This window comes from Pseudomonas sp. TH49, from assembly GCF_016650625.1.
Taxonomy (GTDB): Bacteria; Pseudomonadota; Gammaproteobacteria; order Pseudomonadales; family Pseudomonadaceae; genus Aquipseudomonas; species Aquipseudomonas fluorescens_H.
Genome location: NZ_JAEKFL010000001.1, coordinates 2,143,820 through 2,157,140, shown reverse-complemented (window position 1 = coordinate 2,157,140; position 13,321 = coordinate 2,143,820). Strand labels below are relative to the sequence as shown.

Genomic DNA, 13,321 nt, shown 5'->3' with positions numbered 1-13,321 from the left:
CAGATCACACGCAGTCTCTTTAACGGCAGAAAACTCGGGTTTCTGAGCGATTCAGAAACAAAAAAACCGCTGCCCCATGGGAGCAGCGGTTTTCGTCAGACCGCGTTGAGGCTTAGTAGCCCAGTGCGAAGTCTTCTTCTTTCATGTCCATCAGGTTGTTGGCGCCCGACAGCATGGTGGCCACGTGAGTACGGGTACGTGGCAGGATGCGCTGGAAGTAGAAGCGCGCGGTTTGCAGCTTGGCGGTGTAGAACGCTGCGTCGCCGGTGCCTTCTGCCAGCTTCTCGGCCGCCACACGTGCCATGTCGGCCCAGAAGTAGGCCAGGCAGGCGTAACCGGAGTACATCAGGTAGTCCACGGAGGCCGCGCCGACTTCTTCGCGATCTTTCATGGCCGCCATACCGACCTTCATGGTCAGCTCGCCCCATTCCTTGTTCAGTGCAGCCAGCGGTGCAACGAATTCTTTGACGGCTTCGTTGCCTTCGTTGTTCTGGCAGAACTTGTGGACGATCTTGGTGAAGCCTTTCAGAGCCTCGCCTTGGGTCATCAGCACTTTACGGCCCAGCAGGTCGAGTGCCTGGATGCCGGTGGTGCCTTCGTACAGCATCGAAATACGGCTGTCGCGAACGTTCTGCTCCATGCCCCACTCGGCGATGAAACCGTGGCCACCGTAGATCTGCACGCCGTGGTTGGCGGCTTCGAAACCGACTTCGGTCATGAACGCTTTGGCGATCGGCGTCATGAACGCCAGCAGAGCGTCGGCCTTCTTCTTCTCTTCTTCGTCGACGCCATATTTGACGATGTCGACCTGCTTGGCGGTGAAGTACACCATCGCGCGGTTGCCTTCGGCGAAGGCCTTCATGGTCAACAGCATGCGACGTACGTCAGGGTGCACGATGATCGGGTCAGCAGCCTTGTCCGGCGCTTTCGGGCCAGTCAGGGAGCGCATTTGCAGACGATCGCGAGCGTATTTCAGGCCACCCTGGAAGCCGATTTCGGCGTGGGCCAGACCTTGCAGCGCGGTACCCAGACGTGCGGTGTTCATGAAGGTGAACATGCAGTTCAGGCCTTTGTTCGCCGGGCCGATCAGGAAACCGGTCGCGCCGTCGAAGTTCATCACGCAAGTGGCGTTGCCGTGAATGCCCATCTTGTGTTCCAGCGAACCGCAGCTCACGGCGTTGCGCGCACCGAGGGTGCCATCGGCGTTCGGCAGGAACTTTGGAACGATGAACAGGGAAATGCCTTTGGTGCCAGCCGGTGCGTCCGGCAGACGAGCCAGTACGATGTGGACGATGTTGTCGGCCATGTCGTGTTCACCGGCCGAGATGAAGATCTTGGTACCGGAAACTTTGTAGGAACCATCAGCCTGAGGCTCGGCCTTGGTGCGCAGCATGCCCAGGTCGGTGCCGCAGTGCGGTTCGGTCAGGCACATGGTGCCGGTCCACTCGCCGGAAACCAGTTTGGTCAAATAGGCTTCTTGCTGCTCAGGGGTGCCGTGCTCGGAGATGGTGTTCATCGCGCCGTGCGACAGGCCTGGGTACATGCCCCACGACCAGTTGGCTTCACCGACCATTTCGCTGACGGCCAGACCCAGCGACTCCGGCAGGCCTTGACCGCCGTGCTCGACGTCGTGCGCCAGGCTAGGCCAGCCGCCTTCGACGAATTGCTTGTAGGCTTCTTTGAAGCCAGTCGGGGTCTTCACGCCGGACTCGCTCCAGGTGCAGCCTTCGAGGTCGCCCACGCGGTTCAGCGGTGCCAGTACCTGCTCACAAAACTTGGCGCCTTCTTCGAGAATGGCGTCAACCATGTCTGGCGTTGCGTCGGCGCAAGCCGGAAGGCTCTGATAGTGCGCTTCGTAGCCGAGCAGTTCGTCACGAACGAAGCGAATATCACGCAAGGGGGCCTTGTAGTCAGGCATAGCGATAAACCTCTGCTGATGTAACCGGGAATGAACGACCGTGTTGATTTGTTGTGACGGTCAAACAGTTGTTTGAAACATACGTTTACGCCGAAATCTTGTCAAGCGTCGATCTTTTGCCGTTCGTCATCACTTTTTTCAAACGCCGGACACAGCAAACCGCCATGGACTGCACAGAGCCACGGGCCATAAAAAAAGATTAGTTGAGGGAGAAGGACTTACAAAGAAAAACGCCGCGACAAGGCGCGGCGCTCAGCAGGCGAGAGACGCGAAAAATCAGGCAAACGTATCGATGATCGTACCGAGCATTTCATCGGAAGCCTTCGCGACCTTGGTGCCCAGCTCTACCTGAAACTTGCCTTGGGCCATCTCGGCCATGGCGCTGCCCGGATCCATTTGCTGACTGCGGTCGATACCACGCAGACGATCGACCTGAGCCTCGGAAGACTGGCTGGTAACCGAACGCTCGATGGTGTTGTTGGCGATCTGGCTCGCGGCCTGGTCGACACGGTTCTGCCCGGTCTGAATAGTGCTCAAACCTGCATAAAAAGCTGTGTTACCGGAGATTTCCATAGCGCTCTCATCCTTGGGAAGGATCAATGGTGGTCATTGAAGCAGAGGCGCCAGAAAAACACCCGTCAAAAATACTGATGGCACAGTGCCCTGTCATAGCCAAAAACATTAATCCAGCAGATCGAGTTGCAGATGATCGGCCACAGCCTCGGCGCTGAGAGACTTCAGTTTCGGTACCCGCCCCAGACACGGCGCCGGAAGCCGCTCGGCCAACGTCGCCAGATTCTCCTCCAGCCGTGACGTCTTCGGATCGATGATATTCGCCACCCAACCCGCCAGTTGCAGGCCATCGCGAGCAATTGCCTCGGCCGTCAGCAACGCATGGCTGATGCAGCCCAGGCGCACACCCACCACCAGAATCACCGGCAGCTTCAACGCGATGGCCAGATCCGACAGATTGTCCTGATCGGCCAACGGCACCCGCCAGCCACCCGCCCCTTCGATCAACGTGAAATCGGCATTCAGCGCCAGAATTTCGCGCATCGGCGCCAGCAACGATTGCACGGTCAGCGCGACGCCGGCCTCACGCGCTGCCAGATGCGGCGCGATAGCCGGTTCGAATGCCACCGGATTGACCTGTTGATAGGTCAGCGGCACCGAACATTCAGCCAGCAGCGCCAGCGCATCGGCATTGCGCAACCCCTTGGGGGTGACCTCGCAGCCCGAAGCAACCGGTTTCCCCGCCGCCGTACTCAGCCCTGCCGAGCGCGCAGCATGCAGCAACCCGGCAGCCACGGTGGTCTTGCCGACATCGGTGTCAGTCCCGGTGATGAAATAGGCTGCGCTCATAAGGGTTTCTCCAAAACGGCGTAGACCACCTGGTAAGTCGCCGGCAATCCCTGCGCCTCACGGAACTGCTCGTAAGCCTCGATCAAGCCGAGGATCCGCGCGCGCCCGGTCAAGCCCCCCGGCCGACCAGGGTTCAGATTGTGCGCGCCGAGCGCCTTGAGTTCATGGGTCAGGCTGCGCACATCCGGGTAGTGCAGCACATGCGCCTGATTCTGCAGACTCACCGTACGCAAGCCACTGGCGGCACACAACTGCTCATACCGGGCGAACTCGCGAAAGCGGTTGACGTGCACCAGACCATCGACCTGCCGCCAGCTGTCCCGCAACTCGTACAACGTCCCTACACAAAGACTAGCAAACGCAAAAATCCCACCGGGTTTCAGTACACGAAAAGCCTCACTGAGCACCGATTCGAAGTCCGCACACCACTGCACCGCAAGGCTGGAAAAGATCAGCTCACAGGTCGAATCCTGCAACGGCAGACGTTCCGCATCGCCAGCGATGAAATGCTGCGCACCACCCAAAGGACGGGCGTGATTGAGCATGCCTTCGGCGATATCCAGTGCCAGACCATGACCCTCGACAAATCGCTCGGCCATTGCGCGAGTGAAATACCCGGTGCCGCAGCCCAGATCCAGCCACCGCGCCGGCACAAAACCCGCTGGCAAGCGTGCGAGCAACTGCGAACCGACATCACGCTGCAGCTCGGCAACGCTGTCGTAGCTGGCCGCCGCACGTGAGAAAGACGCCGCGACCTGGCGCTTGTCAGGCAAGCCGCCAGGCAGCGCAACAAGAGACAAATCAGTCATCACCGCACTCGTGTAGAAAAGCCTGGATCGCACCCGCCACGCCATGGGGGTCTTCCAGAAGAAATGCATGACTGGCCTGTTCGATCAGACCAATTTCGATATCCGGCAACAACGCGAACAACGCCCCTGCTGCTTCTGCCGGCACCAGGCCGTCCTGCCCGGTGAACAGATGCAACTGCGGGCCGCGAAAGGCCTGCAACGCTTCACGGGTATCCAGTTGTGCGAGCAATTCCAGGCCGACCATCAAGGTCTCGGGGGCTGCATTCGGCGCCCCGCCCAGCATCAGCCGCGACAAGCCGCGCGGATCTTGCGCGCCTTGGGCACACAGCAGCGAGAAACGCTTGAGGGTCATGCGCGGGTCGGCGCTGCAACCGGCCAAAAAAGCGTCGAACGTCTCAGCCGCCATCGCGCTCGGCCATTGTTCATGGGCGACAAATGAAGGATTGCTCGCCAGTGTCAGCAGTCCGCAGCAATGTTCTCCACGCCGCGCCGCCAACTCGCCGGCAAGCATGCCGCCAAGCGACCAGCCGCCCAGCCACACGTTCTGAGGGATCCGCTCATCGAGTTCGTCGAGCCAATCCTGCAAGTCGCAAGAATCGAGTTCCGGCAACGGTTCGATCTCGACATGCAGGTGCTCGTCGAGCCCCTGCAATGCCGCGGCCAGAGGCTCCAGCGGCGAAACGCCGAGGCCCCAGCCGGGCAGCAGAATCAGGCGATCACGCATGGCTTGGCTCCGACGACAGTTGGGCAAAGCAATCGGCCAGTCCTTCTAACAATAGCTGCACCTGCGCCTCGCTGTGGGCAGCGGTCAGGGTCACGCGCAGGCGTGCACTTCCCGCCGGAACGGTAGGCGGACGGATGGCCGTGACCATCAAGCCGCGCTCGCGCAACATCTGCGACAGACGCACGGCGCGACCGGCATCGCCGATCAGAATCGGCTGGATCGGGGTGAAGCTGTCCATCAGTTGCAGACCGATCTGCTCGGCCCCTCGACGAAATTGGCGGATCAGCAGGTTAAGGTGCTCACGCCGCCAATGCTCGCTGCGCAGTAATTCCAGACTTTTCAGGGTCGCGCAGGCTAGCGCCGGCGGCTGGCTGGTGGTGTAGATGTAGGGCCGGGCGAACTGGATCAGGCTTTCGATCAGCTCTTCACTGCCAGCGACAAAAGCGCCAGCAGTACCGAACGCCTTGCCAAGGGTGCCGACCAGCACCGGCACATCCTCCTGACTCAGACCAAAATGCTCGACGATCCCGCCGCCATTGGCGCCGAGCGGGCCGAAGCCATGGGCATCGTCGACCATCAACCACGCGCCTTTGGCCTTGGCCTCACGCGCCAGCGCCGGCAGATCGGCGAGATCGCCGTCCATGCTGAACACTCCGTCAGTCACCACCAGCGTATTGCCGGTGGCTTTCTCCAGCCGCTTGGCGAGGCTGTCGGCGTCGTTGTGCAGGTAACGATTGAAACGCGCGCCGGACAACAGACCGGCATCCAGCAACGACGCATGGTTGAGCCGGTCTTCCAGCACCGTATCGCCCTGCCCGACCAGCGCCGTGACCGCACCGAGGTTGGCCATGTAGCCGGTGGTGAACAGCAGCGCGCGCGGCCGGCCGGTGAGATCGGCGAGGGCGTCTTCCAGTGCGTGATGCGGGCCGCTGTGACCGATCACCAGATGCGACGCGCCGCCGCCCACGCCCCAGCGCTCGGCACCGGCGCGCCAGGCTTCGATCACCTGCGGATGATTGGCCAGGCCAAGGTAATCGTTGTTACAGAACGCCAGCAACGGCTGGCCGTCGACCACCACTTCAGGCCCCTGCGGGGACTCGAGCAGCGGGCGCTGACGATAGAGATTTTCGGCACGGCGGGCAGCAAGGCGTGCGGCGAGATCGAAATACATGCAGGCCTCGACTTTCAAGTGACACAGATCTCCTGTAGGAGTGAGCCTGCTCGCGATGGCGGTGTATCAGTCGACATTATTGGTGAATGTCAGACCGCTATCGCGAGCAGGCTCACTCCTACAGGGTTTTGCGTTTCGAGCGAAGATCAGACCGCAGCGTTATAGAACTGCTCGCTGCTCTTCTGCTCCACCAACGCCTGCTCGATCGCGGCCTGATGCACCTCGTCGGAATGCTCTTCGCGCGCTTCCGGTTGAATGCCCAGGCGCGCGAACAGTTGCATGTCCTTGTCGGCCTGCGGGTTGGCGGTGGTCAGCAGTTTGTCGCCGTAGAAAATCGAGTTGGCACCGGCAAGGAATGCCAACGCCTGCATCTGCTCATTCATCGCCTCGCGGCCGGCGGACAGGCGTACGTGGGATTGCGGCATGAGGATGCGCGCCACGGCGAGCATGCGGATGAAGTCGAACGGATCGACGTCATCGGCGTTTTCCAGCGGCGTGCCGGCGACTTTCACCAGCATGTTGATCGGCACCGACTCCGGATGCTCCGGCAGGTTGGCCAACTGGATCAGCAGGTTGGCGCGGTCGTCCAGCGACTCGCCCATGCCGAGAATGCCACCGGAGCAGATCTTCATCCCCGACTCACGCACGTAGGCCAGCGTCTGCAAGCGTTCGCTGTAGGTGCGGGTGGTGATGATGCTGCCGTAGAACTCCGGCGAAGTGTCGAGGTTGTGGTTGTAGTAATCGAGGCCAGCCTTGGCCAGCGCCTCGGTCTGCTCCTGATCGAGACGACCGAGGGTCATGCAGGTTTCCAGGCCCATGGCTTTCACACCTTCGACCATCTTCAGCACATACGGCATGTCTTTGGCCGACGGGTGCTTCCACGCCGCGCCCATGCAGAAACGGGTCGAGCCGATGGCTTTGGCGCGGGCAGCCTCTTCGAGGACTTTCTGCACTTCCATCAGCTTTTCTTTTTCCAGGCCGGTGTTGTAGTGACCGGACTGCGGGCAGTACTTGCAATCTTCCGGGCAGGCACCGGTCTTGATCGACAGCAGCGTGGAAACCTGCACGCGGTTGGCGTTGAAATGGGCGCGGTGCACCGTCTGCGCCTGGAACAGCAAGTCGTTGAATGGCTGTACGAAGAGCGCTTTGACTTCGGCTAAAGACCAGTCGTGACGCAGGGTGGCAGAGGTGCTGGCGCTCATGGGCAGTTCCTTGGTTATGCTTGGCTGGCGGCTGCGGGAACGGAATACCCACAGGCGCGACACGGATGTTCGGCATATTTAAGGAAGAGTCATGCGCTGTCAACCACGACACGAACAACAGGTTTACATCTGTTTAAAAAACGTACAGACCTGCTTGCTGTGCGATGAGCCCGCAGAAGCAGAAATGCCAATCTGCGTCGCCTGCGAAACCGATTTGCCCTGGCTCGGCGACCACTGCCAGACCTGCGCCCTGCCGCTACCCAGCACTGGCCTGACCTGCGGCGGGTGCCTGCTAGAGCCGCCGGCGTTCGAACAGGTGGTCGTGCCCTGGCGCTATGACTTCCCGGTGGACAGTTTGATTACGCGTTTTAAACACAACGCGAAATGGCCGTTTGGTCACCTGCTCGCCGACGTTGCCGGACAATACCTGCAACATCGCTTCGATGAAGGTTTGCCGCGACCCGACGTGTTGGTGCCGGTGCCACTGGCCAGCAAACGTCTGCGTCAACGTGGGTTCAATCAAGCGGCAATGCTGGGGCGATGGTTGAGCCAACAGCTGGATCTGCCTTTTGAGGAACAGGCTCTACGGCGGATTCACGACACCAGCGCCCAACAGGATCTCGACGCCAAGGCACGCAAGCGCAACTTGCGTCACGCCTTCGCCCTGGCCCCGGACGCAGAGGTGAAAGGTCGGCACTTCGCATTGATCGATGACGTGCTGACCACCGGCGCCACGGCCCAGGCACTGGCGCGACTGTTAAAAGATGCCGGTGCAGCGCGGGTTGACATGTATTGCCTGGCGCGCACGCCAAAACCGGGGACTTGAGAATCGGCACAATCCCATTGTAGGAGCGGGCTTGCTCGCGAAGGGGCCTGTACATTCAGCATCCATGGCGACTGACACACCGCCTTCGCGAGCAAGCCCGCTCCCACCGGGGGACAGCGTGTGGCTTGACTCTTGTGGTGCAAGCCGCCAACTTCACTTTCCACCGCCACCGTTAAAAGCACCCATCCATGTCCCTGCCCACCCTGTTGTCCCAGCACATCGTCCGCCGTCCGCAGCGCATCGCCCTGCTGCAACACATTGCCGAACAGGGCTCGATCACCCGCGCCGCGAAAAGCGCCGGGCTCAGTTACAAAGCCGCTTGGGATGCAATCGACGAGTTGAACAACCTGGCGCAGAAACCGCTGGTGGAACGCGCGGTCGGTGGCAAGGGCGGCGGTGGCGCCAAACTGTCCAGCGAAGGCGAACGGGTGTTGCGTCTTTATCAAAAGCTGCAGGCGTTGCAGGCGCAGGTGCTGGAAGCCGCCGAAGACGCCAGCGATCTGGACCTGCTCGGGCGCCTGATGCTGCGCACCAGCGCGCGCAACCAGTTGCACGGCAAAGTCGTCGCCATCGAAGGTCAGGGCCGCAACGACCTGATTCGCCTAGAACTGGCCGAAGGCCTGTGGATCAACGCGCAGATCACCCACGACAGCACCGTGCATCTGGAACTGCAACCGGGCACCGAAGTGGTGGCACTGATCAAGGCCGGCTGGCTTGAATTGCTGGCCCCGGAGCAAGTTGCAACATCTGGACACAATCTTCTGCAGGGCAGCATTGAAGCCATTCTCGATGCCGAGGACGGCCCCAGCGAAGTGCGCATCACCCTGCCCAACGGCCAGACGCTCTGCGCTCTGGCGGAGCCGCTGCAGCTTCGCACCCGCAAGCTGAGTGTCGAGCAACCGGTGCAGGTGCAATTCTCGCCGTCCAATGTGCTGATCGGCACGCCGCTGTAACGGACTTTCTGCAACAAAAGCTTCATCGCCCCCCATTAAGGTTGCTGCCAAAACCAAGCAGGGAGCCTGATGTGAGCCTATTAGAAGAAAACCAATCGACTGATCTGGAAAAAATGGTCGGCCTCAGCCGTCGCGGTTTCATCAGCGCCGGGGCACTGTGCGGCGCCGCCATGTTCCTCGGCGGCAACCTGCTGAGCCGCAGCGCGCTGGCCACCGGCATCAGCGCCGGCAACAGCCGCCTGCTCGGTTTCGAGAGCATTCCCGCCGCGACCACCGACGTCATCAGCCTGCCCAAGGGCTACAAGTCCTCGGTGCTGATCAGTTGGGGTCAGCCATTGCACAAGAACGGCCCGGCGTTCGATCCAAGCGGCAATGGCACCGCCGCCGCCCAGGAAGTGCAGTTCGGCGACAACAACGACGGCATGAGCCTGTTCGAATTCCCCGACGACCGAAACCGTGCGTTGCTGGCGATCAACAACGAATACACCAACTACCGCTACCTCTACCCGCACGGCGGCATGCCGCAATCGGCCGAAGACGTGCGCAAGGCGCTGGCCTGCGAAGGGGTGTCGGTGATCGAAGTGCAGCGCAGGAACGGCCAATGGCAGTTCGTCCAGGGCTCGCGCTACAACCGCCGCATCCATGGCAACTCGCCGCTGCGCATCAGCGGCCCGGCGGCCGGTCATGAGCTGATGAAGACGGCCGCCGACAAGCACGGCAAGAAAGTCCTCGGCACCTTCCAGAACTGCGCCAACGGCAAGACGCCGTGGGGCACCTACCTGACCTGCGAAGAGAACTTCACCGACTGCTTCGGCAGCAGCAACGCGCAGCAGCAGTTCGACCCGGCGCAAAAGCGCTACGGCGTGTCGGCCGCCAGTCGCGAAATCAACTGGCACCCGTTCGACCCGCGTTTCGACATGGCGAAGAATCCCAACGAACTCAACCGTCACGGCTGGGTGGTCGAGATCGATCCGTTCGATCCGCAATCGACCCCGGTCAAACGCACCGCGCTGGGTCGCTTCAAGCATGAAAACGCCGCCCTCGCCGAGACCGATGACGGTCGCGCCGTGGTGTACATGGGCGACGACGAACGCGGCGAGTTCATCTACAAGTTCGTCAGCCGCGACCGCATCAACCATCGCAACCCGAAAGCCAACCGCGACATTCTCGACCACGGCACGCTGTACGTGGCCAAGTTCGACGCCGGTGACGGCAACCCGGATCACCCGAAGGGCCAGGGCCAGTGGATCGAACTGACCCACGGCAAGAACGGCATCGACGCCAGCAGCGGTTTCGCCGATCAGGCCGAAGTGCTGATCCACGCCCGCCTCGCCGCCAGTGTCGTCGGCGCTACGCGCATGGACCGCCCGGAGTGGATCGTGGTCAGCCCGAAGGACGGCCAGGTTTATTGCACCCTGACCAACAACGCCAAGCGCGGCGAAGACGGGCAGCCGGTGGGCGGGCCTAACCCGCGCGCGAAGAACGTCTACGGGCAGATCCTGCGCTGGCGAACCGACCGCGACGATCATGCGTCGAAGACGTTTGCCTGGGATCTGTTTGTGGTCGCCGGCAATCCGGGTGTGCATGCCGGCACGCCGAAGGGCGGCTCGTCGAACATCACCCCGCAGAACATGTTCAACAGCCCGGACGGTCTGGGCTTCGACAAGGCCGGGCGCTTGTGGATTCTGACTGACGGCGACTCGAGCAACGCCGGGGACTTTGCCGGGATGGGCAACAACCAGATGCTCTGTGCCGATCCCAAGACCGGCGAGATTCGCCGGTTCATGGTCGGGCCGATTGGTTGCGAAGTCACCGGGATCAGCTTCTCGCCGGACCAGAAAACCCTGTTTGTCGGGATTCAGCACCCGGGCGAAAACGGCGGTTCAACCTTCCCCGAGCATCTGCCGAATGGCAAGCCGCGGTCTTCGGTGATGGCGATTACTCGCGAGGATGGCGGAATAGTCGGCGCCTGATAAACCGCTTTCGCGAGCAAGCCCGCTCCCACATTGGATCGGCTGAGTGCATGAGATGGTCGGCACACCGGAGATCCACTGTGGGAGGGGGCTTGCTCCCGAAGAGGCCCTTCCAGGCAGCCCACTATTCAAGGCAAAACCCTCAACCTCCACAGTCTGCGCTACCATGCTGGGCCGGACGCGGCAGCCTGCTGCGCGCAGGAGTCAGCATGGCCCACCCGTTTGAAACCCTTACCCCCGACCTTGTACTCGATGCCGTCGAAAGCATCGGGTTTCTCAGTGATGCGCGCATTCTCGCGCTCAACAGCTATGAGAACCGCGTCTACCAGGTCGGTATCGAAGACTCCGAACCGCTGATCGCCAAGTTCTATCGCCCGCAGCGCTGGACCAACGAAGCCATCCTCGAAGAACACCAGTTCACCTTCGAACTGGCCGACGTCGAAATCCCGGTGGTGGCGCCGCTGATCCACAACGGCCAGACCCTGCACGAACACGCGGGTTTCCGCTTCACCCTGTTCCCCCGTCGTGGCGGTCGCGCGCCGGAGCCGGGCAACCTTGATCAGCTATACCGCCTCGGCCAGTTGCTCGGGCGCATTCATGCGGTCGGCGCGACCAAGCCGTTCGAACACCGTGAAGCACTCGGCGTGCAGAACTTCGGCCATGCCTCGCTGGCAACATTGCTTGAAGGCAACTTCATCCCCAAGAGCTTGCTGCCAGCCTACGAGTCCGTGGCCCGCGACTTGCTCAAGCGTGTCGAAGACGTCTACGCCGCCACGCCGCACCAGAACATTCGGATGCACGGCGACTGCCACCCCGGCAACATGATGTGCCGCGATGAAATGTTCCACATCGTCGACCTCGACGACTGTCGCATGGGCCCGGCCGTGCAGGACATTTGGATGATGCTCGCCGGCGACCGTCAGGAATGCCTGGGCCAGCTCTCGGAACTGATGGACGGCTACAACGAATTCCACGACTTCGATCCGCGTGAACTGGCGCTGATCGAACCGCTGCGCGCCCTGCGCCTGATGCACTACAGCGCCTGGCTGGCGCGGCGCTGGGACGACCCGGCGTTCCCGCACAGCTTTCCGTGGTTCGGCACCGAACGCTATTGGGGCGATCAGGTGTTGGCGTTGCGCGAACAGCTTTCGGCGCTGAATGAAGAACCCCTGAAACTGTTCTGATTCACCACAAACCATTGTGGGAGGGGGCTTGCTCCCGAAGGCGGTGTGTCAGGCAATTATTCTGCTGCTGATACACCGCATTCGCGAGCAAGCCCGCTCCCACATTTGGCCAGTGTTCACAAATTCAAAACTCATTCGCCACCAAATCTCCTTACAATCCCTGCTTTGTCAGCTGCCTAAGCAAGGATTCTGCATGCAAGCCGCCAACCCGCGTCGCGGGTACATTCTGGGCCTGAGTGCCTACATCATCTGGGGCCTGTTCCCGATCTACTTCAAAGCCATCGCCGAAGTCCCCGCTGTCGAGATCATCATTCACCGCGTGCTGTGGTCGGCACTGTTCGGCGCCTTGTTGCTGATGGTGTGGAAGCATCCCGGCTGGTTGCGCGAGCTGCTGGACAACCCCAAGCGCCTGGCGATTCTGGCCCTGAGTGGCACCTTGATTGCGGCCAACTGGCTGACCTATGTGTGGTCGGTAAACAACGGACGCATGCTCGAAGCGAGCCTTGGTTACTACATCAACCCGCTGGTCAACGTGCTGCTGGGGATGCTGATTCTCGGCGAACGTCTGCGGCGCATGCAGTGGGTCGCGGTGGGCCTGGCGGCCATCGGCGTGGCGCAGCAGGTGTGGCAGGTCGGCAGTCTGCCGTGGGTGTCGCTGGTGCTGGCGCTGACCTTCGGTTTTTACGGCTTGATCCGCAAACAGGCGCCGGTCAAGGCCTTGCCGGGGCTGGTGGTGGAAACGTGGATGCTGGTGCCGATCGCCTTCGCCTGGTTGCTGTTCAACCAGACCGCGACCAGCGCACAACCGGAATTCTGGACCACCTCCCAAGCCTGGTGGCTGGTGGCTGCCGGCCCGGTGACGCTGGTGCCGCTGGTGTGCTTCAACGCCGCTACTCGCCACTTGCCCTACACCACCATCGGCTTCCTGCAGTACCTGGCACCAACGCTAGTATTGCTGCAGGCGGTGCTGCTGTTTGGTGAGCATTTGTCGTCGAGCACGCTGATCGCGTTCATCTTCATCTGGGCCGGTCTGGCCGTTTACAGCGTCGATGCGGTGATCAGTTTGCGTCGGCGCAGCTGATCAAAAAACGCACAACGCTTCGCAGGCCACGGTTCTCGTGGCCTGCAACGTTCCTTCCCAAGGTTATCCACAGCGTGATCCCCGCCGTTTGTGCGCAAGTCACTGAATGCTGGCGGTT

Annotated in this window: 12 protein-coding genes; 5 read left to right on the top strand and 7 right to left on the bottom strand. The window is 61.4% G+C overall.

The annotated features are described in order from the left end of the window. Positions 1-112 precede the first annotated feature (112 nt). The 7 genes from JFU48_RS09740 to bioB form a co-directional block, all read right to left on the bottom strand. Entirely contained in the window at positions 113-1,918 is a 1,806-nt protein-coding gene (locus tag JFU48_RS09740) for a phenylacyl-CoA dehydrogenase (protein ID WP_103486450.1), read from the bottom strand. A 276-nt stretch (positions 1,919-2,194) separates the two neighbouring features. Continuing rightward, complete coding sequence (locus tag JFU48_RS09735; RefSeq protein ID WP_003228898.1) at positions 2,195-2,491, bottom strand: hypothetical protein; 297 nt, start codon at positions 2,489-2,491, stop codon at positions 2,195-2,197. 108 nt (positions 2,492-2,599) lie between these two features. After that, positions 2,600-3,280: a dethiobiotin synthase gene (bioD, locus tag JFU48_RS09730; RefSeq protein WP_003228900.1), complete on the bottom strand. Its 681-nt coding sequence runs from the start codon at positions 3,278-3,280 to the stop codon at positions 2,600-2,602. Then, complete coding sequence (gene bioC, locus JFU48_RS09725; protein WP_003228902.1) at positions 3,277-4,089, bottom strand: malonyl-ACP O-methyltransferase BioC; 813 nt, start codon at positions 4,087-4,089, stop codon at positions 3,277-3,279. The genes bioD and bioC overlap by 4 nt, the downstream gene beginning before the upstream one ends. Further along, the gene (locus tag JFU48_RS09720; protein WP_201136415.1) at positions 4,082-4,813 is read right to left on the bottom strand and encodes an alpha/beta fold hydrolase; all 732 of its coding nucleotides are present in this window, start codon (positions 4,811-4,813) and stop codon (positions 4,082-4,084) included. The genes bioC and JFU48_RS09720 overlap by 8 nt, the downstream gene beginning before the upstream one ends. Then, positions 4,806-5,984 carry an 8-amino-7-oxononanoate synthase gene (bioF, locus tag JFU48_RS09715; protein ID WP_201136414.1) on the bottom strand — a complete coding sequence of 393 codons (1,179 nt, stop codon included), beginning with the start codon at positions 5,982-5,984 and terminating at the stop codon, positions 4,806-4,808. Before bioF ends, JFU48_RS09720 begins: the two co-directional genes overlap by 8 nt. 146 nt (positions 5,985-6,130) lie before the next feature. Beyond that, positions 6,131-7,186, bottom strand: a complete 1,056-nt coding sequence (gene bioB, locus JFU48_RS09710; protein WP_103486447.1) for a biotin synthase BioB — start codon at positions 7,184-7,186, stop codon at positions 6,131-6,133. Positions 7,187-7,277: 91 nt separating this feature from the next. On the opposite strand from bioB, the gene JFU48_RS09705 reads away from it, so the two are divergent. From JFU48_RS09705 to rarD, 5 genes are all read left to right on the top strand, one after another. Continuing rightward, positions 7,278-8,012 carry a ComF family protein gene (locus tag JFU48_RS09705; RefSeq protein ID WP_201136413.1) on the top strand — a complete coding sequence of 245 codons (735 nt, stop codon included), beginning with the start codon at positions 7,278-7,280 and terminating at the stop codon, positions 8,010-8,012. 188 nt (positions 8,013-8,200) lie between these two features. Continuing rightward, complete coding sequence (locus tag JFU48_RS09700; protein ID WP_201136412.1) at positions 8,201-8,965, top strand: TOBE domain-containing protein; 765 nt, start codon at positions 8,201-8,203, stop codon at positions 8,963-8,965. A gap of 71 nt (positions 8,966-9,036) precedes the next feature. After that, positions 9,037-10,938, top strand: a complete 1,902-nt coding sequence (locus JFU48_RS09695) for an alkaline phosphatase PhoX (RefSeq protein ID WP_201136411.1) — start codon at positions 9,037-9,039, stop codon at positions 10,936-10,938. Between the two features lie 209 nt (positions 10,939-11,147). Beyond that, a complete protein-coding gene (locus tag JFU48_RS09690) occupies positions 11,148-12,122 on the top strand; it encodes a serine/threonine protein kinase (protein WP_027610685.1) in 975 nt (324 codons plus the stop codon). 193 nt (positions 12,123-12,315) lie between these two features. Further along, positions 12,316-13,203: an EamA family transporter RarD gene (gene rarD / locus JFU48_RS09685; protein ID WP_003228916.1), complete on the top strand. Its 888-nt coding sequence runs from the start codon at positions 12,316-12,318 to the stop codon at positions 13,201-13,203. Positions 13,204-13,321: the final 118 nt, after the last annotated feature.